This window comes from Citrobacter portucalensis (assembly GCF_002042885.1).
Taxonomy (GTDB): Bacteria; Pseudomonadota; Gammaproteobacteria; order Enterobacterales; family Enterobacteriaceae; genus Citrobacter; species Citrobacter portucalensis.
In genome coordinates, this window is sequence record NZ_MVFY01000008.1 from 220418 (window position 1) to 237270 (window position 16853).

Genomic DNA, 16853 nt, shown 5'->3' on the forward strand with positions numbered 1-16853 from the left:
CGTCAGGTCTCGTCTTTTTGTTTATCAGGCCAGATCTCAAACAACCATTTCCCCGCTTCAGCCGACTCAGCAAACATCCTTACGGTTAACGGTATGCGTGTTGCTTCCACTTCTTCCCGGTTAGCTTTGAACCATCTCGTGAATAGTGGCAGATTGTGCCATGGATAATAAGGTTTCCAGTTCACACATGATAAATCAACTTTGAACTCTTTCTCATATCGATCCAGAGCGCTGTGGAGATCATCTCCGGGGACATCAAACAATTCTGAGTCGAGTTCTAAAGAAACTTCCTTCCAGTTTTCATCCAAATACCCAGGTATTTCTTCCCTGAAAAGCTTTAACACATCGTCTTGAATACTCATTAGAATGATGTCCACTGAATGCGATCTTTAGGTCGAGCAATTAAGTTGTATTTTAGCTGCGTCTTTCTTGATACTTGCACAAGTGCATTTACCAGACCAATCCACCCAAGCCAAGGTATATACCGAGCAATCACAGCTGCAAGTTTGTTAGTGCTTTGTATCCTGAAACCTACTGGTGTGGGGACTTTAATACCAAATGGTACCCGCGTATCTCTCAGAAGCATTCTCCCGTATTTGGAAACAACACTTGTTCCTTCAATAGCCCCAGAAGGTTTCTGTCTAGTCTTCAACCAAGGCTGACCAGCCAGAATAGCTGCTCCCGATTCAATGCCAATTCCTAACTCATCACAAAACTGTTCCAGAAAGATGAGATCATACAATTCCCCAGCTGATAGATTGCTGTGACCATGATACCAATAGGTTCCATTCGCTTCTTCAGTGGTGTCCATTCAATCACCCATTATGCCGTCTGCCGGTCATTCCATGCGTCGGTATAGATAATGTTCCCGTCGCAATGCTTCCAGGTGATTTTTTCGTAGCGTAATTCTATGGTTTCAAGATGGTTATTGTTCATGTCCTCTGGACCAGCCATCGAAGGAGAAACGGAGACAATCCGCACCCCTTCCAGAAGCATATTGAAGTATTCAACTTCCTGACCCGCATCATTAATTTTGTACCAACGAATCTCTGCGGACTTAAGATTCTGACCAGAAGCGACCGCTTTGTATAAATACGGACTAGAGTAGTCAAACTCTTTGACTATCATCATCGGTGAATGTTGGCGAGTGCCTGTTGGCTTGCCTGTACCATTATCAGTGGGAATAGACAGATTATGATGAAAACCTTTAAATTCAATACTGTATTCTCTTCCCTTTACGTCACACCCGCCCTTTATCAGCGCGCCACCATCGTCATAAATCCACATATTGCCTGGAATTGCCATTTTCCTTTTCCCTGTTTCCATTAGAAATAACCACAAAAAGACTACACCTGTGATTATCGCAAGTAAATTAGTTTCAAAAGTAATTATTTCAATTATCCCACTACACAATTCCACATATCGTAGAGGTTTACCCCACCCCTTCCCCGCTTTACACTAGGCGCGAAATTAATACAGAGGTGGGAATGAACGATTACAAAATGACGCCCGGTGAGTTGCGCGCCACCTGGGGTTTAGGGACCGTATTTTCGTTGCGCATGCTTGGCATGTTTATGGTCCTGCCGGTTCTGACCACTTACGGTATGGCGCTACAGGGTGCCAGCGAAGCGCTGATAGGCCTTGCCATCGGCATATATGGTCTGGCTCAAGCCGTCTTCCAGATCCCCTTTGGCCTGCTCTCTGACCGCATCGGTCGTAAGCCGCTTATTGTCGGCGGGCTGGCGGTATTTGTTCTCGGCAGCATAATTGCTGCTCTCTCCGATTCAATCTGGGGAATTATTCTTGGCCGGGCCTTGCAAGGCTCTGGCGCGATTGCTGCGGCCGTAATGGCGCTACTTTCCGACTTAACCCGTGAGCAAAACCGTACCAAAGCGATGGCGTTTATCGGCGTCAGCTTTGGTATCACCTTCGCCATTGCGATGGTGCTGGGACCAATCGTTACCCATGCGCTGGGGCTACACGCGCTGTTCTGGATGATTGCAGCCCTTGCTACCACGGGTATCGTGCTGACCATTTGGGTCGTTCCCAATAGCACTACCCACGTGCTGAACCGCGAGTCGGGGATGGTAAAAGGCAGCTTCAGTAAAGTGCTGGCAGAGCCCAAACTGCTGAAGCTCAACTTTGGCATCATGTGTCTGCACATATTGCTGATGTCCACCTTCGTTGCCTTACCAGGCCAACTGGCGAAAGCAGGCTTCCCCGCCGCAGAGCACTGGAAAATTTATCTGGTGACGATGCTGCTGTCTTTTGTTTCCGTGGTGCCGTTCATCATTTACGCCGAAGTGAAGCGCCGCATGAAACGCGTGTTCCTCGCCTGCGTGTTACTGATACTTATTGCAGAGATTGTATTGTGGAGCGCTAACGTGCGTTTCTGGGGGTTGATTGCGGGCGTGCAGATATTCTTCCTCGCCTTCAACCTGATGGAAGCCCTCCTCCCCTCGCTTATCAGTAAAGAGTCTCCGGCTGGCTATAAAGGCACGGCAATGGGCGTTTACTCCACCAGCCAGTTTCTTGGCGTGGCGATTGGCGGTTCGCTCGGCGGTTGGGTGGTTGAAATGTTTGATGGTCAGGCCGTATTCCTGGCCGGTGCGCTTCTGGCGGCAGTGTGGTTATTGGTGGCGAGTACAATGAAAGAGCCGCCGTATGTCAGCAGCCTGCGGGTGGAAATCCCACCTGAAATTGCTGCGGATGACACCCTGAAGCAGCGTCTGCTGGCTAAAGAAGGGATAAGCGAAGTGTTAATTGTCGCGAAAGAACATTCGGCCTACGTGAAAATCGACAGCAAAGTCACCAATCGATTTGAGGTTGAGCAGGCCATCAGCCAGGCGTAAAGATGAGATTTGTCAGATGGCGGCTTACGCCATCTGACATAACGACTTAATCGCGGAAGTTCTTGAACTGGAACGGTTGACCGAGGTCGCCGCCGCGAACCAGCGCCATAACGGATTGCAGGTCGTCACGCGCCTTGCCGGTTACACGGATTTCTTCGCCCTGAATCTGCGCCTGCACCTTCAGTTTGCTGTCTTTGATCAGCTTAACGATCTTCTTTTGCACTGCACTTTCAATGCCTTGTTTCAGCTTAGCTTCAACAAACCAGGTTTTACCGCTGTGCACGAAGGTTTCTGGTACGTCCAGCGACGTGCCTTCAATACCGCGTTTGAGCAGCTTGGCACGCAGAATATCCAGCAACTGATTGACCTGAAAATCAGATTCGCTCAGCACCTTAATCGTCTTATTTGACTCATTCAGCTCAAAAGTCGCTTCAACGCCACGAAAATCAAAGCGTGACTCCACTTCGCGGCTGGCGTTATCTACCGCGTTACGGGCTTCCTGAAGATCAACTTCAGAGACAATATCGAAAGATGGCATCTTTTCCTCTCCCTTCATTTTTGATGCGAAGCATAATACCTGCAAAGTTACCCAACAGACAGCGCTATACTAGGCTGTATCCTTTAATTGTACGTGGTACTGATACCTGCGAACAATAATGGGGTACGGCCGATATGGATTAACACCTGGTGCTGTTGCAGGTGAGGAGGAAGAATGAAAATTACCGTACTGGGATGTGGAGCGCTAGGACAGCTTTGGCTTACCGCGCTATGCAAACATGGACATGAGGTGCAAGGGTGGCTACGCGTACCGCAACCCTATTGCAGCGTAAACCTGATCGACACGGATGGGTCAGTTTTTAATGAATCCCTGACGGCAAACGACCCCGACTTTTTGGCAAAAAGCGACCTGCTACTGGTCACCCTTAAAGCCTGGCAGGTTTCTGATGCGGTAAAAGGCCTGGCCGCAATTCTGCCTGAAACTACTCCCATTCTGCTGATTCACAACGGCATGGGGACAATTGAAGAGCTGCATAACATTAAGCAACCTCTGCTGATAGGTACCACCACCCACGCAGCACGCCGTGACGGCAACGTCATCATTCATGTCGCTCAGGGAACAACGCGCATTGGTCCTGCGCGTGAACAAGACGGTGATTTCAGTTATCTGGCTGAAGTCCTGCAAGAGGTGCTACCGGACGTCGCCTGGCACGACACTATTCGCGCCGAGCTGTGGCGAAAGCTGGCCGTCAACTGCGTCATTAACCCGCTGACCGCATTATGGGATTGCCCAAACGGCGAGTTACGACATCATCCTGAAAAAATAGCACTCATCTGCGAGGAAGTGGCCGCGGTCATTGAACGCGAAGGCCACCATACATCTGTGGACGATTTACGCTATTATGTCGAGCAAGTGATTGACAGTACGGCGGAAAATATCTCATCAATGCTGCAAGACATTCGTGCCCTGCGTCATACAGAGATCGACTACATTACCGGATATTTGTTAAAACGCGCCCGCGCGCACGGCATCGCCGTCCCGGAAAACGCCCAACTGTTTGAAATGGTAAAGAGAAAGGAAAGTGAGTATGAGCGCTCAAGCACTGGTATGTCTCGCCCCTGGTAGTGAAGAGACCGAAGCGGTCACCACTATCGATCTGCTGGTGCGCGGCGGAATTAAGGTCACGACCGCTAGCGTCGCCAGCGATGGCGACCTGACGATCGTGTGCTCACGCGGAGTGAAGCTGCTGGCGGATGCGCCATTAGTCGAAGTTGCTGACGGCGATTTCGACATTATCGTGCTACCGGGCGGTATTAAAGGCGCCGAGTGTTTTCGCGACAGCCCGCTGCTAATCGAAACCGTGAAACAGTTTCATCGCTCCGGGCGCATTGTCGCGGCAATTTGCGCCGCGGCCGCCACCGTACTCGTCCCACACGATATTTTCCCCATCGGTAACATGACCGGTTTTCCGGCGCTGAAAGACCAAATTCCCGCTGACCAGTGGCAGGACAAGCGCGTCGTATGGGATCCTCGCGTCAACCTGTTAACCAGCCAGGGACCGGGGACTTCCATTGATTTCGGTTTGAAAATCATTGATCTTCTGGTGAGTCGCGAAAAAGCTCACGAGGTGGCGTCACAACTGGTGATGGCCGCGGGAATCTATAACTATTACGAGTAAATCTTCGAGCCACTCCCTTATAAGGAATCATAATGAAAGGATATCTGAGTGGAGTGGCTTTACTGCTCCTTTCCGGTTATGCCACAGCGACACAACTCGAAATAAAGAGTATTGAATATCGCTATCCCGGAAGCACTGAAATGCAGTATCGCGTGCCATGGTTTTCCTCGACGGATAACCCCAACGTTGCAAAACGCATTAACGATTATATTTTCGCAAGCTTTATCAATCAGCTACCGGGCAATACTCCACAGGCCACAGTAAATCAGTTTGCGAAATCAGCCATGAATCCCACCGCAAACCTTGACTACACGGTTGAGTATCGCGACGCAAAAATCCTGACGCTCAACATGTTTATCGAAGGTTGCGGGGCGTATTGCGAGTCGTACAATGTGCCGATCAGCTTCGATTTAGCCAGCGGTGCGGCAATTACCCTTAACGATCTCTTTTCCCGGGCTACAATCGCCGAATTAAACACCCGCATCAGAAAAGATATCCGCGGCCAAATCGATACCTTTGTTACGGCGCATAATTCGCAAACACCAGAACAAATAAAAGAAGAGAAAGGTGAAGATTTTAACTATGCCGAATTCTACGCATCGTGCGCAACCTACACCGACGGTTTGTACTACATCGACAAATTCTCCCTGCAAAAAGACCATCTGGCTTTCCTGAACGGACGCTGTAGCAACCACGCCAGCCGTGCGCTCGACGAGTTGGGTGATTTCACAACGAAAATCCCAACCGCGGAACTGCAAAATCGACTCACACCGTACGGCCAATATCTGACTACAGCAAAGAGTACAACACCAGTTTCGCCAGCGCCCGGCATTGACGGCAAAGTCATGTACGGCACGCTGGGAAAAAGCATGCGTATTGTGTTGAAGGTGGACTGCAAATACGGTGATTTTTTTGAAGGGGCTTACTTTTACCAAAAATTTGGCGCACCGATTGAATTGACCGGCAAATGCGACACAGCCGACAATCAACATTATGAACTGAAGACATCTGCGGCTGAACAAACGCAAGAGAAGATAACGCTAGAGTTAAAAGACGGTGTCTATCAGGGGGTCTGGGAGTCGAACGGGAAGACGCTTCCCGTTCGTTTTGAATAATATCGTTATATTGCCGGATGGCGGCGTAACCGCCTTATCCGGCCTACAACACGATGTTTACTCAATTACGGGCGATACACCTTCACGTTCTCAAAGCCCTGCTCGCGCAGATAAAGCGCCTGCAGACGGCTCATCACCCCGCGTTCACACCACAGCAGCCAGGTTTTACTCTGGTCCAGATCGCCGAATTTAGTGCTCAGCTTGTAGAATGGCAGAGAAACGACGTCCACACCTTCAACCTTCAGCGGTTTATCATCCTGTTCATCCACAGAACGGATATCAAGGATTACGTCATTCGGGCCGAAACCGCTCACGGTTTCCACTTCTACCACGGTCTGCTGCGTCTGCTGGGCGATATCGCGAATATCGATATTGTTCGCTTCTTCAACCACTTTATCGAGGATAGAGAAATCGAAGTTTTCTTCTTCGGCCTCAATCTTCGCTTTGATCGCTTTCACCGTCGGGCTTTTTGAAATTACACCGCAGTATTCCGGCATGGTACGGGCAAAGTCCTCGGTACCAATTTCACGCGCCAGATTGATGATGTGCTCTTTATCATGGGAGATAAGCGGGCGCAGGATCAGGGTGTCAGAAACGTTATCGATCAGACGCAGGTTGGTCAGCGTCTGGCTGGACACCTGGCCCAGTGCTTCACCGGTTACCAGCGCCTGTACGCCGTAGCGCTCAGCGACTTTCGACGCCGCGCGAACCATCATACGTTTGAGAACCACGCCCATCTGGCCGTCATCAACTTTCTCCAGGATCTCACCGACCACCGGTTCAAAGTTGATAGCAACAAAACGCACGCGATGCGAACTACCGAAGCGATTCCACAGGTAATGCGCCACCTGGCGAACGCCGATTTCATGCGCTGCGCCGCCAAGGTTAAAGAAGCAATAGTGAACACGGCAGCCGCGACGCATCAGCATATAGCTGGATACACCAGAGTCGAAACCGCCGGAAATCAGCGACAGGACGTCTTCCTGCGTACCAATCGGGAAACCGCCAATACCTTCATAGCGGCCTTTAACCAGCAGCAGACGGTCGTTTTCGATTTCAAGATTAACGGTCACATCCGGCTTCGTCAGCTTCACGCGTGCAGATTCAATATGTTGGTTCAGTCCACCGCCAACATAACGTTCCACCTCAATGGAGCTAAACTCATGCTTCCCGCGACGCTTCACGCGAACACAGAAGGTTTTACCTTCCAGTTGATCGCGATACTGCACCAGTGCCTTCTCGAAAATATCGTGCATATCGGTAAACGGCACGTCTTCTACTTCGAGAATGTGGTGGATACCCGGAATACGGGTCAGCGCGTCGCGAATATCCAGGCGCTGGCTTTCATCTTTAGCGCGAACCTCAACGTGATCCCAGTGACGGACAACGGCAAGGTCTTCATCATAGTGCTTTAAAACGTTACGAATGTTCCCTGTCAGAATTTTTATAAAGCGCAAACGCACAGATTGGCTTTTGATGGTGATTTCTGGGAACAATTTAATGATAAACTTCATGGCGGCAATGGTTCTTAGGCAAGTCTGAATGACTTGTAATGGAAAAAAATACAGCAGCCCATACCCGCGACTGCATCCAGGCGCGCAAGTATATCACCATCACGCGGCTACTGTGCACATTGCGCGTTATTTGCTTATCAGTGCGAGTCCGTTACCATAGTCTTGTGCTGCCAATACAGAGAGTCAGACATTCATTATGCCGAAGAAAAATGAAGCGCCCGCCAGTTTTGAAACCGCGCTGAGCGAGCTGGAACAAATTGTTACCCGTCTGGAAGGCGGCGACCTGCCGTTAGAAGAAGCGTTGAACGAATTCGAACGTGGCGTACAGTTGGCGCGTCAGGGACAGGTCAAATTGCAACAGGCTGAACAGCGCGTACAAATCCTGCTGTCAGATACTGAAGACGCGGCCCTTACGCCTTTTACACCGGATAATGAGTAAATGGATTTTACGCAGCAGCTACAGGCTTGCGTTGAGCAGGCAAACCAGGCACTGAGCCGTTTTATCGCGCCACTGCCCTTTCAGAACACTCCCGTGGTCGAAACCATGCAATATGGCGCATTATTAGGCGGTAAACGCCTGCGCCCGTTCCTGGTGTATGCGACCGGTCAGATGTTTGGTGTCAGCCTGAGTACGCTTGATGCTCCCGCTGCCGCCGTCGAATGCATTCATGCCTATTCGCTGATGCACGATGATTTGCCCGCGATGGATGACGATGACCTGCGACGCGGTCTGCCGACTTGCCACGTAAAATTTGGCGAGGCAAATGCGATCCTGGCCGGAGATGCGCTACAAACGCTGGCATTCTCCATTATCAGCGACGCCCCAATGCCGGAAGTCACTGACCGTGACCGCATCGCGATGATCTCTGAACTGGCTCAGGCCAGCGGCATCGCCGGTATGTGCGGCGGCCAGGCACTGGATCTGGAAGCTGAAGGTCATCAGGTTGAGCTGGATGCTCTGGAGCGGATTCATCGCCATAAAACCGGAGCATTGATTCGCGCCGCCGTGCGTTTGGGGGCGTTAAGTGCTGGCGATAAAGGGCGAGAATGCCTGCCAATACTCGACAAATACGCAGAAAGCATCGGTCTGGCTTTCCAGGTTCAGGATGACATCCTGGATGTGGTAGGCGATACTGCAACATTGGGTAAACGTCAGGGTGCTGACCAGCAGCTTGGCAAAAGTACCTATCCTGCACTTCTGGGTCTTGAGCAAGCCCAGAATAAAGCCCGGGATTTAATCGAGGACGCCCGCCAGTCGCTAAGTCTGCTGGCCGCACAGTCACTCGATACCTCGGCACTGGAAGCGCTAGCGGACTACATAATCCAGCGTGATAAATAAACCAACATATCCCATGAGCTTGCGATGAGTTTTGATATAGCCAAATACCCGACCCTGGCGCTGGTCGACTCCACCCAGGAGTTACGTCTGCTGCCAAAAGAGAGCCTGCCAAAGCTTTGCGACGAACTGCGCCGCTATTTGCTCGACAGCGTAAGCCGTTCCAGCGGGCACTTCGCCTCTGGTCTGGGCACGGTGGAACTCACCGTCGCGCTGCACTATGTCTACAACACCCCGTTTGACCAGTTAATCTGGGATGTGGGACATCAGGCTTATCCGCACAAAATTCTGACCGGTCGCCGCGATAAAATCGGCACCATTCGTCAGAAAGGCGGCCTGCATCCGTTCCCATGGCGCGGTGAAAGCGAGTATGACGTACTGAGCGTTGGGCACTCTTCAACCTCCATCAGCGCAGGTATCGGTATTGCCGTTGCCGCCGAGAAAGAAGGTAAAGAGCGCCGTACCGTGTGTGTGATTGGTGATGGTGCCATCACCGCAGGGATGGCGTTTGAAGCGATGAACCACGCGGGCGATATTAGGCCCGACATGCTGGTTATCCTCAACGACAACGAAATGTCGATTTCAGAGAACGTTGGCGCGCTGAACAATCATCTGGCACAGCTGCTCTCTGGCAAACTCTACTCATCGCTGCGCGAAGGCGGGAAGAAAGTCTTCTCCGGCGTGCCGCCGATTAAAGAACTGCTCAAACGTACTGAAGAACACATCAAAGGTATGGTTGTGCCGGGGACTCTGTTTGAAGAACTGGGCTTTAACTATATCGGTCCGGTGGACGGTCACGACGTGCTGGGGCTTATTACTACGCTCAAAAACATGCGCGATCTGAAAGGCCCGCAGTTCCTGCACATCATGACCAAAAAGGGTCGTGGCTATGAGCCTGCGGAAAAAGATCCGATTACGTTCCACGCGGTACCAAAATTTGATCCGTCCAGCGGATGCCTGCCGAAAAGCAGCGGCGGTCTGCCGAGCTATTCAAAAATTTTCGGTGACTGGCTGTGCGAGACGGCGGCGAAAGACAATAAGCTGATGGCAATCACCCCGGCAATGCGCGAAGGTTCCGGAATGGTGGAGTTTTCACGTAAGTTCCCGGACCGCTATTTCGATGTGGCGATTGCCGAGCAGCACGCGGTGACGTTTGCTGCCGGTCTGGCGATTGGCGGCTACAAGCCGGTGGTAGCCATTTACTCGACCTTCCTGCAACGCGCCTACGATCAGGTGCTGCACGATGTAGCCATCCAGAAACTGCCGGTCCTGTTCGCCGTTGACCGGGCAGGGATTGTTGGCGCAGATGGACAAACCCATCAGGGGGCGTTCGATCTCTCCTTCCTGCGCTGCATCCCGGAAATGGTCATCATGACCCCGAGTGATGAAAACGAATGCCGCCAGATGCTGTTCACCGGCTATCACTACAACGACGGTCCAACGGTCGTGCGCTACCCACGCGGCAACGCGGTAGGCGTTGAGCTGACCCCGCTGGAACAACTGCCAATTGGTAAAGGCATCGTGAAACGTCACGGGGAAAAAGTGGCAATTCTCAACTTTGGCACCCTGATGCCGGAAGCCGCTCAGGTCGCAGAGTCGCTGAACGCCACGCTGGTCGATATGCGCTTTGTAAAACCACTGGATGAAACGTTGATCCTTGAAATGGCTGCCCAACACGAGGTGCTGGTTACCATTGAAGAGAACGCCATTATGGGTGGTGCTGGCAGCGGCGTAAACGAAGTGCTGATGGCCCATCGTAAGCCCGTCCCGGTGCTGAACATTGGCCTACCAGACTTCTTCATCCCGCAGGGAACTCAGGATGAAGCCCGTGCCGATCTGGGTTTGAATGCCGCCGGAATTGAGACCAAAATCAAGGCCTGGCTGGCATAATCCCCTCCCCGCTCCTGCTATGCTTAATTCATCACGAGCTAAGCAGGAGTGGATTGATGAAATACAACATCTTAGGAAAAACCGACCTACGGGTCTCCCGCCTTTGCCTGGGTTGCATGACATTTGGCGAACCCAATCGCGGCAATTACGCCTGGACGCTACCTGAAGAAAGCAGCCGCCCGATAATCAAACACGCCCTTGAGGGTGGCATTAACTTTTTCGATACCGCCAACAGCTACTCCGCTGGCAGCAGCGAAGAGATTGTCGGCCGCGCGCTGCGTGATTTCGCCCGCCGCGAAGATGTCGTGGTCGCTACCAAGGTTTTTCACCAGGTGGATGATTTAGCGGAAGGATTATCCCGCGCACAAATTCTGCGCTCGATTGATGACAGCCTCAGACGCCTGGGTATGGACTATGTGGACATCCTGCAAATTCACCGCTGGGATTACAACACGCCAATCGAAGAAACGCTGGAGGCTCTAAACGACGTCGTGAAAGCCGGTAAAGCTCGCTATATTGGCGCCTCATCCATGCACGCTTCGCAGTTTGCCCAAGCTCTGGCCTTACAGAAGCAACACGGCTGGGCGCAGTTCGTCAGCATGCAGGATCACTACAACCTGATCTACCGCGAAGAAGAACGCGAAATGCTGCCGCTCTGCTATCAGGAAGGTGTCGCGGTGATCCCGTGGAGTCCGCTGGCGCGTGGTCGCCTGACGCGTCCCTGGGGAGAAACAACCGCACGTCTGGTTTCCGATGAAGTCGGTAAAAATTTGTACAACGAGAGCGATGAAAACGACGCGCAAATCGCCGCACGACTGACCGGTGTCAGTGAGGAGTTGGGTGTAACGCGGGCACAGGTTGCGCTGGCCTGGCTGCTGAGCAAACCCGGCGTGGCAGCGCCAATTATTGGTTCTTCACGTGAGGAACAGCTGGATGAGTTGCTCAACGCGGTAGATTTAACGTTGAAGCCGGAGCAAATTGCCGAGCTGGAAACGCCGTACAAACAGCATCCGGTGGTGGGATTTAAATAAGCGCGGTTGAAGATTGTAGGCCGGATAAGCATAGCGCATCCGGCACTGATCGCCCGATGTCGCGGCGCTTATCGGGCCTACAATAGCCCCTGAAAAGGGTTAAATGATACCTACCGGCCAGTGATGACCGATAAAATACAAAATTCCGGCAGAGAGTATCCCGGCCACAATATCGTCGATCATGATCCCCGTCCCGCCATGTACGTTGCGATCGAACCAACGAATAGGCCACGGCTTCCACATATCCAGAATACGGAAAATCACAAATCCGGCGGCAACCCACTGCCAGTCGTTGGTCGGCAGCGCCATCAGGGTAATCCACATCCCGACAAACTCGTCCCAGACAATGCTACCGTGATCGTGCACGCCCATATCTTTCGCCGTTTGATGGCACAGATAAACGCCGATACAGATAGATAACATCACCACCAGCGAATACAGCTGCCACGGCAGGAAGGTCATTAAATACCAAAAAGGGATTGCCGCCAGCGATCCCATCGTGCCTGGAACAATTGGGCTCAGCCCGCTGCCAAAACCGGTGGCTAACAGGTGCCACGGATTGCGCATACTCAGGCGGCTTTTGGCGACATCTTTTTTAAGGCGCGGCAAAATGGTCATATCCTTTCCAGTCAAACGTGACGGGTTTTCCATCGCGCGTAAAGTGAATGCCTTCCACGTCCGCGCTCATCTGCCCAATACAGGTAAACGCTGCGCCGAGATTTCCCAGCGCCACTTCCAGCGCACCACGATTAATTTCCGGTACGGTAAAGCATAACTCATAATCTTCACCTCCCGAAAGCGCCCAGCGCAGGGCCTGTTCCGGCTCAACGTGCTGTGACAATGCAGTGGAGTATGGCAGCACATCAACGTTAACCCGTGCGCCACAGCCGCTGGCATTAACGATGTGTCCCAAATCGGAAATCAGGCCATCGGAGAGATCGATAGCCGCACTGGCCAGATCGCGCAGGGCTTGTCCCTGCAAAATACGCGGCGTGGGACGCAGATGGCGTTGCAGAAGATAGTCCGCGTCTGTTGCATCTGCAACCTGCAATCGGTTCTGCAAAATCGCCAGCCCGGCCGCACTGTCGCCCGGCGTGCCGGTAACATAAATCCAGTCACCCGGTTTCGCGCCAGAGCGTTTTAAGGCCCGCCCAACGGGGACGTAGCCATGGATACCCAGCGTCATCGACAGCGGCCCACGCGTGGTGTCACCGCCAATCAGCTGCATATCATAGTAATTGAGGAGTTCAAACAGGCCATCGCTGAAGGCTTCCAGCCAGGCTTCATCGACGTCAGGTAACGTGAGCGCCAGCGTCAGCCACGCAGGATCCGCCCCCATCGCCGCCAGATCGCTCAAATTCACCGCCAGTGCTTTCCAGGCGAGATCGGTCGGATCAATGTCGGGGAGAAAGTGGTTGCCTGCCACCAGCGTATCGGTACTGATCGCCAGCGTTTGTTTTTCAGGGATGTTCAGAAGTGCGCAGTCGTCACCAATACCGGTTTCGACATCAAGACGAGAAGTTCTTACGCGGTCAAAATAACGGGCAATCAGGGAAAACTCGCCACATGCCATACGTTATGCCTCAGCAGAAAAAAAAGAAAAAGCCGGGGACAGCGGAAACAGGTTCCACCATCCAGCCGGCCTCGGGATTACTTTTTGTTGGGGCGAATCACAGGTGCTGCTTTATCCAGTACGCCGTTCACGAATTTGTGGCTATCTTCAGCGCCGAAGGTTTTTGCCAGTTCAATCGCTTCGTTGATGGCCACTTTGTACGGCACATCACTACGTTTAGACAATTCAAACAGCGCAATACGCAGTACGGCTTTTTCTACCTGACCCAGCTCTTCCAACAGACGAGACAGGTAAGGCTTCATTAATCCATCCAGGTACGCGCTGTTAGTCGCCACCCCGGACAGCAGTTCACGGAAATACAGAACGTCGACATCTTTAACGTCCTGTTCCGCCAGGAACTGGTATTCAACATCAGCGATGTCGTTCTGGGACAACTGCCAGGAGTAGAGCGCCTGGACGGCACACTCACGGGCGCGGCGACGAGCAGCAGGTTTCACGGATTTCCCCTTACAAAAATCAGGCCTTGATGGCTTTCAATACATTAATCATTTCAAGCGCAGTCAGTGCAGCTTCTGCGCCTTTGTTACCGGCTTTAGTGCCAGCACGTTCGATGGCTTGTTCAATACTTTCGGTGGTCAGAACACCGAAGGCTACCGGAATGCCACTGTCCTGAGCGACATGCGCCAGGCCATTGCTTGCACCGCCAGCCACATATTCGAAGTGCGCGGTACCGCCACGGATCACCGTACCGAGCGCAATCACCGCGTCGTATTTACCGGTTTTTGCCAGTGCGTCAGCGGCCAGTGGCAGCTCATATGCACCTGGAACCCAAACAACGGTAATGTTTTCATCTTTAACCTGGCCAATACGTTTCAGGGCGTCGATAGCACCTTCCAGCAGGCTGTCATTGATAAAGTTGTTGAAACGCGCAATGGTGATGGCGACGCGAGCGTCCGGGGTAGCAACGTTAGCTTCAATAATGTTCATATTCTTCCTTCGGGTTCGATTTATGGCCCCGTAAGGGGGGCGGATTTTATCATAATATTCTGTGCGCTGCTTCCTCTAAATCAGAAAGCCTCACGCAGTCGTTAAATGCAGGCAAACGTCCGGGCCCACCTGGCGTATCTCATTGAATTTGAAATGGGGTGCGTCAGCCAGTTTCTCAAGGCCTGGAAGCACACATAATCCTCTCGCATCGCTGCCTAACAGTTTAGGCGCAACATACACGATTAGCTCATCGACCAAACCAGCCTGTAATAATGCCCCGGCGAGCGTTGGGCCAGCTTCAACCCAAATGCTGTTAATTTGCTGTTTGCCCAGTTGCATCATTAGCACCACCAGATCCAGATGTCCGTTATGTTCCGGCACCTTCAGGCTGCGCACCGTCTCCGGCCAGCTGCGAGGGTCGTCTTCAGTCCGGACAATCCAGGTTTCTCCAGGCTGTTGCACAATTCGGTGCGCCGGTGTGACCTGATTCTGGCTATCAAGAACAATGCGGATTGGCTGACGCAGCTCTTCCTGCGGGTAACTCGCCTGAGTTGACTCCCCAAGCTCCGACCAACGCACGGTAAGCTGAGGGTCGTCTGCCAGCACCGTCGCACTGCTGGTTAAAATGGCATGGCTTTGCGCGCGCAAGCGTTGCACATCGCGGCGCGCCTGTGGCGAGGTGATCCACTGGCTTTCACCGCTGGCCATCGCTGTACGGCCATCAAGCGACACGCCAAGCTTAAGCTGAAGATACGGGAATCCCGTACGCATGCGCTTGAGGAAGCCTTTATTCAGTTGCTCAACTTCGCTCATCATCAGCCCGTGGCTGACGTCGATACCCGCCTGCTGCAAACGGTAGAGCCCACGTCCTGCGACCTGCGGATTGGGATCCTGCATCGCCGCAACCACACGCGACACCCCCGCCGCAATCAGCGCATCGCAACACGGCGGCGTGCGACCATGATGACTACAGGGTTCAAGCGTCACGTAGGCAGTTGCCCCCTGCGCTTTTTCTCCGGCCATCCGCAGAGCATGAACTTCGGCATGCGGTTCGCCCGCTCGGTGATGATATCCTTCACCGACGATCTCCCCATCTTTCACAATCACGCAGCCCACGTTGGGGTTGGGGTGAGTGGTAAAACGTCCGCGCGCAGCAAGCTTTAGCGCGCGCGCCATGTACAATTCATCCTGCATGGCTTAGTCCTGTAGGCGAGCAATCTCTTCGCCAAATTCTTTGATGTCTTCGAAACTCCGGTAGACAGAGGCAAAGCGGATGTAGGCGACTTTATCGAGCTTTTTCAACTGCTCCATCACCAGGTTGCCAATCATCTTGCTCGGCACCTCACGCTCACCCGTCGCACGCAGCTGTGATTTGATATGGTTTAACGCCATTTCGACGTCATCTGCGCTGACAGGCCGTTTCTCAAGCGCTCTGAGCATGCCGCTGCGCAGCTTTTCTTCATTAAAGGGTTCACGCACATCGTTGCTTTTCACAACGCGCGGCATGACAAGTTCAGCCACTTCAAAAGTGGTGAAACGTTCGTTACAAACCAGACACTGCCGACGGCGGCGTACCGAGGAGCCCTCGCCTACAAGACGAGAGTCAATTACCTTAGTGTCTACGGCGAAACAGAATGGGCAATGCATACGGCGTCCTGTACCTCAGTGGTTAACAGAATCTATTTTACCCTGAACTGCCGTGACAACAAAGGCGCTGCGCTTTTGAGACAAAGGATCGATGCCTTCGTGCTCAGTGCACACTACCATTATGCTATCGCGACAATGAAGGAAGTAATCACAATGACAAGACGTTACCTAAGAATTCTCCTGGTGGGAAGTCTCTTTAGTCTTAGTGCCTGCGCACAGCAAAGCGAAGTACGCCAGATGCATCAAAGCGTTAGCACGTTGAATAAAGAGATGACGCAGCTTAATCAGGAAACGGTAAAAATTACGCAACAAAATATGTTGAATGCAAGATCAACCAGCGGCGCCTATCTGCTGCCGGGCTCCAAAACCCCGGCACGACTGGACAGCCAGATTGGCACCTTACGCATGTCGCTGGTGAACATTGCGCCGAACGCCGATGGTACGCGCCTGACGCTACGAATTCAGGGTGAATCCAACACGCCTTTACCCGCCTTTAGCGCCACCGTCGAATACGGGCAAATTCAGGGCACCACGGACAACTATCAGGAAGTGAACGTTCATAACCAATTGGTCAACGCTCCGGCGAGTATTCTTGCTCCCAGCGACGTAGACATTCCGTTACAGATAAATGGCCTCACTCCAGATCAGTTAGGATTTGTGCGCATCCACGACGTCCAGCCTGTTAGCCAATAAACTTTTTTGCGGAACGTTTTGTGCGTTCCGCAACATCA

Annotated in this window: 20 protein-coding genes; 9 read left to right on the plus strand and 11 right to left on the minus strand. The window is 52.4% G+C overall.

What is annotated here, in order from left to right:
- Positions 1-2 precede the first annotated feature (2 nt).
- The 3 genes from BZK40_RS14245 to BZK40_RS14255 are packed head-to-tail and all read right to left on the minus strand — an operon-like array spanning position 3 to position 1305.
- Complete coding sequence (locus BZK40_RS14245) at positions 3-362, minus strand: DUF1493 family protein (RefSeq protein ID WP_048214792.1); 360 nt, start codon at positions 360-362, stop codon at positions 3-5.
- Positions 362-811: an STM2901 family protein gene (locus BZK40_RS14250; RefSeq protein ID WP_048214793.1), complete on the minus strand. Its 450-nt coding sequence runs from the start codon at positions 809-811 to the stop codon at positions 362-364. Before BZK40_RS14250 ends, BZK40_RS14245 begins: the two co-directional genes overlap by 1 nt.
- An 11-nt stretch (positions 812-822) precedes the next feature.
- Positions 823-1305 carry an Hcp family type VI secretion system effector gene (locus tag BZK40_RS14255; protein WP_079934863.1) on the minus strand — a complete coding sequence of 161 codons (483 nt, stop codon included), beginning with the start codon at positions 1303-1305 and terminating at the stop codon, positions 823-825.
- 182 nt (positions 1306-1487) lie between these two features.
- On the opposite strand from BZK40_RS14255, the gene BZK40_RS14260 reads away from it, so the two are divergent.
- A complete protein-coding gene (locus tag BZK40_RS14260) occupies positions 1488-2852 on the plus strand; it encodes an MFS transporter (RefSeq protein WP_071445875.1) in 1365 nt (454 codons plus the stop codon).
- Between the two features lie 46 nt (positions 2853-2898).
- On the opposite strand, the gene BZK40_RS14265 is transcribed toward BZK40_RS14260, so the two are convergent.
- Positions 2899-3390: a YajQ family cyclic di-GMP-binding protein gene (locus tag BZK40_RS14265; RefSeq protein ID WP_003831002.1), complete on the minus strand. Its 492-nt coding sequence runs from the start codon at positions 3388-3390 to the stop codon at positions 2899-2901.
- 174 nt (positions 3391-3564) lie between these two features.
- On the opposite strand from BZK40_RS14265, the gene panE reads away from it, so the two are divergent.
- From panE to BZK40_RS14280, 3 genes are read left to right on the plus strand one after another with little or no spacing between them, the layout of a single operon-like run.
- The gene (gene panE, locus BZK40_RS14270) at positions 3565-4476 is read left to right on the plus strand and encodes a 2-dehydropantoate 2-reductase (protein WP_032942532.1); all 912 of its coding nucleotides are present in this window, start codon (positions 3565-3567) and stop codon (positions 4474-4476) included.
- Positions 4439-5029: a protein deglycase YajL gene (gene yajL, locus BZK40_RS14275; RefSeq protein WP_008783935.1), complete on the plus strand. Its 591-nt coding sequence runs from the start codon at positions 4439-4441 to the stop codon at positions 5027-5029. The genes panE and yajL overlap by 38 nt, the downstream gene beginning before the upstream one ends.
- A gap of 32 nt (positions 5030-5061) precedes the next feature.
- Positions 5062-6144 (plus strand): hypothetical protein, encoded by a 1083-nt coding sequence (locus tag BZK40_RS14280; RefSeq protein ID WP_079934849.1) that lies wholly within the window; start codon positions 5062-5064, stop codon positions 6142-6144.
- A gap of 65 nt (positions 6145-6209) precedes the next feature.
- On the opposite strand, the gene thiI is transcribed toward BZK40_RS14280, so the two are convergent.
- Entirely contained in the window at positions 6210-7658 is a 1449-nt protein-coding gene (gene thiI / locus BZK40_RS14285; protein ID WP_008783933.1) for a tRNA uracil 4-sulfurtransferase ThiI, read from the minus strand.
- 196 nt (positions 7659-7854) lie between these two features.
- On the opposite strand from thiI, the gene xseB reads away from it, so the two are divergent.
- Genes xseB through yajO form a run of 4 tightly spaced genes read left to right on the plus strand, consistent with a single transcriptional unit; the run spans position 7855 to position 11915 of the window.
- Positions 7855-8097: an exodeoxyribonuclease VII small subunit gene (gene xseB, locus BZK40_RS14290; RefSeq protein WP_003021586.1), complete on the plus strand. Its 243-nt coding sequence runs from the start codon at positions 7855-7857 to the stop codon at positions 8095-8097.
- Positions 8098-8997 carry a (2E,6E)-farnesyl diphosphate synthase gene (gene ispA / locus BZK40_RS14295; RefSeq protein WP_008783932.1) on the plus strand — a complete coding sequence of 300 codons (900 nt, stop codon included), beginning with the start codon at positions 8098-8100 and terminating at the stop codon, positions 8995-8997.
- A 24-nt stretch (positions 8998-9021) separates the two neighbouring features.
- A complete protein-coding gene (gene dxs, locus BZK40_RS14300; protein WP_003830996.1) occupies positions 9022-10884 on the plus strand; it encodes a 1-deoxy-D-xylulose-5-phosphate synthase in 1863 nt (620 codons plus the stop codon).
- Positions 10885-10940: 56 nt separating this feature from the next.
- On the plus strand, positions 10941-11915 hold the full coding sequence (gene yajO, locus BZK40_RS14305) for a 1-deoxyxylulose-5-phosphate synthase YajO (RefSeq protein WP_079934850.1): 975 nt from the start codon (positions 10941-10943) through the stop codon (positions 11913-11915).
- A 99-nt stretch (positions 11916-12014) separates the two neighbouring features.
- Here the strand turns inward: yajO and pgpA are convergent, their stop codons facing one another.
- From pgpA to nrdR, 6 genes are all read right to left on the minus strand, one after another.
- On the minus strand, positions 12015-12533 hold the full coding sequence (gene pgpA, locus BZK40_RS14310) for a phosphatidylglycerophosphatase A (RefSeq protein WP_003021578.1): 519 nt from the start codon (positions 12531-12533) through the stop codon (positions 12015-12017).
- Complete coding sequence (gene thiL / locus BZK40_RS14315) at positions 12511-13488, minus strand: thiamine-phosphate kinase (protein WP_008783930.1); 978 nt, start codon at positions 13486-13488, stop codon at positions 12511-12513. The genes pgpA and thiL overlap by 23 nt, the downstream gene beginning before the upstream one ends.
- A gap of 77 nt (positions 13489-13565) precedes the next feature.
- A complete protein-coding gene (nusB, locus tag BZK40_RS14320; RefSeq protein WP_000801129.1) occupies positions 13566-13985 on the minus strand; it encodes a transcription antitermination factor NusB in 420 nt (139 codons plus the stop codon).
- Between the two features lie 19 nt (positions 13986-14004).
- The gene (ribH, locus tag BZK40_RS14325; protein WP_003021575.1) at positions 14005-14475 is read right to left on the minus strand and encodes a 6,7-dimethyl-8-ribityllumazine synthase; all 471 of its coding nucleotides are present in this window, start codon (positions 14473-14475) and stop codon (positions 14005-14007) included.
- A 90-nt stretch (positions 14476-14565) separates the two neighbouring features.
- Positions 14566-15669, minus strand: a complete 1104-nt coding sequence (gene ribD / locus BZK40_RS14330) for a bifunctional diaminohydroxyphosphoribosylaminopyrimidine deaminase/5-amino-6-(5-phosphoribosylamino)uracil reductase RibD (RefSeq protein ID WP_079934851.1) — start codon at positions 15667-15669, stop codon at positions 14566-14568.
- A 3-nt stretch (positions 15670-15672) separates the two neighbouring features.
- A complete protein-coding gene (nrdR, locus tag BZK40_RS14335) occupies positions 15673-16122 on the minus strand; it encodes a transcriptional regulator NrdR (protein WP_003021571.1) in 450 nt (149 codons plus the stop codon).
- A gap of 153 nt (positions 16123-16275) precedes the next feature.
- On the opposite strand from nrdR, the gene BZK40_RS14340 reads away from it, so the two are divergent.
- A complete protein-coding gene (locus BZK40_RS14340; RefSeq protein ID WP_079934852.1) occupies positions 16276-16815 on the plus strand; it encodes a SadB/YajI family lipoprotein in 540 nt (179 codons plus the stop codon).
- The last annotated feature ends 38 nt before the right edge of the window (positions 16816-16853 follow it).

Excerpts from the sequence above, each read along its gene's own strand:
- xseB (WP_003021586.1), top strand. The coding sequence starts at position 7,855 with ATGCCGAAGAAAAATGAAGCGCCCGCCAGTTTTGAAACCGCGCTGAGC.
- yajL (WP_008783935.1), top strand. The coding sequence starts at position 4,439 with ATGAGCGCTCAAGCACTGGTATGTCTCGCCCCTGGTAGTGAAGAGACC.
- BZK40_RS14280 (WP_079934849.1), top strand. The coding sequence starts at position 5,062 with ATGAAAGGATATCTGAGTGGAGTGGCTTTACTGCTCCTTTCCGGTTAT.
- BZK40_RS14250 (WP_048214793.1), bottom strand. The coding sequence starts at position 811 with ATGGACACCACTGAAGAAGCGAATGGAACCTATTGGTATCATGGTCAC.
- thiI (WP_008783933.1), bottom strand. The coding sequence starts at position 7,658 with ATGAAGTTTATCATTAAATTGTTCCCAGAAATCACCATCAAAAGCCAA.
- panE (WP_032942532.1), top strand. The coding sequence starts at position 3,565 with ATGAAAATTACCGTACTGGGATGTGGAGCGCTAGGACAGCTTTGGCTT.
- ispA (WP_008783932.1), top strand. The coding sequence starts at position 8,098 with ATGGATTTTACGCAGCAGCTACAGGCTTGCGTTGAGCAGGCAAACCAG.
- thiL (WP_008783930.1), bottom strand. The coding sequence starts at position 13,488 with ATGGCATGTGGCGAGTTTTCCCTGATTGCCCGTTATTTTGACCGCGTA.
- dxs (WP_003830996.1), top strand. The coding sequence starts at position 9,022 with ATGAGTTTTGATATAGCCAAATACCCGACCCTGGCGCTGGTCGACTCC.
- ribH (WP_003021575.1), bottom strand. The coding sequence starts at position 14,475 with ATGAACATTATTGAAGCTAACGTTGCTACCCCGGACGCTCGCGTCGCC.
- pgpA (WP_003021578.1), bottom strand. The coding sequence starts at position 12,533 with ATGACCATTTTGCCGCGCCTTAAAAAAGATGTCGCCAAAAGCCGCCTG.
- BZK40_RS14255 (WP_079934863.1), bottom strand. The coding sequence starts at position 1,305 with ATGGCAATTCCAGGCAATATGTGGATTTATGACGATGGTGGCGCGCTG.
- BZK40_RS14340 (WP_079934852.1), top strand. The coding sequence starts at position 16,276 with ATGACAAGACGTTACCTAAGAATTCTCCTGGTGGGAAGTCTCTTTAGT.
- nrdR (WP_003021571.1), bottom strand. The coding sequence starts at position 16,122 with ATGCATTGCCCATTCTGTTTCGCCGTAGACACTAAGGTAATTGACTCT.
- BZK40_RS14245 (WP_048214792.1), bottom strand. The coding sequence starts at position 362 with ATGAGTATTCAAGACGATGTGTTAAAGCTTTTCAGGGAAGAAATACCT.
- BZK40_RS14265 (WP_003831002.1), bottom strand. The coding sequence starts at position 3,390 with ATGCCATCTTTCGATATTGTCTCTGAAGTTGATCTTCAGGAAGCCCGT.
- BZK40_RS14260 (WP_071445875.1), top strand. The coding sequence starts at position 1,488 with ATGAACGATTACAAAATGACGCCCGGTGAGTTGCGCGCCACCTGGGGT.
- ribD (WP_079934851.1), bottom strand. The coding sequence starts at position 15,669 with ATGCAGGATGAATTGTACATGGCGCGCGCGCTAAAGCTTGCTGCGCGC.
- yajO (WP_079934850.1), top strand. The coding sequence starts at position 10,941 with ATGAAATACAACATCTTAGGAAAAACCGACCTACGGGTCTCCCGCCTT.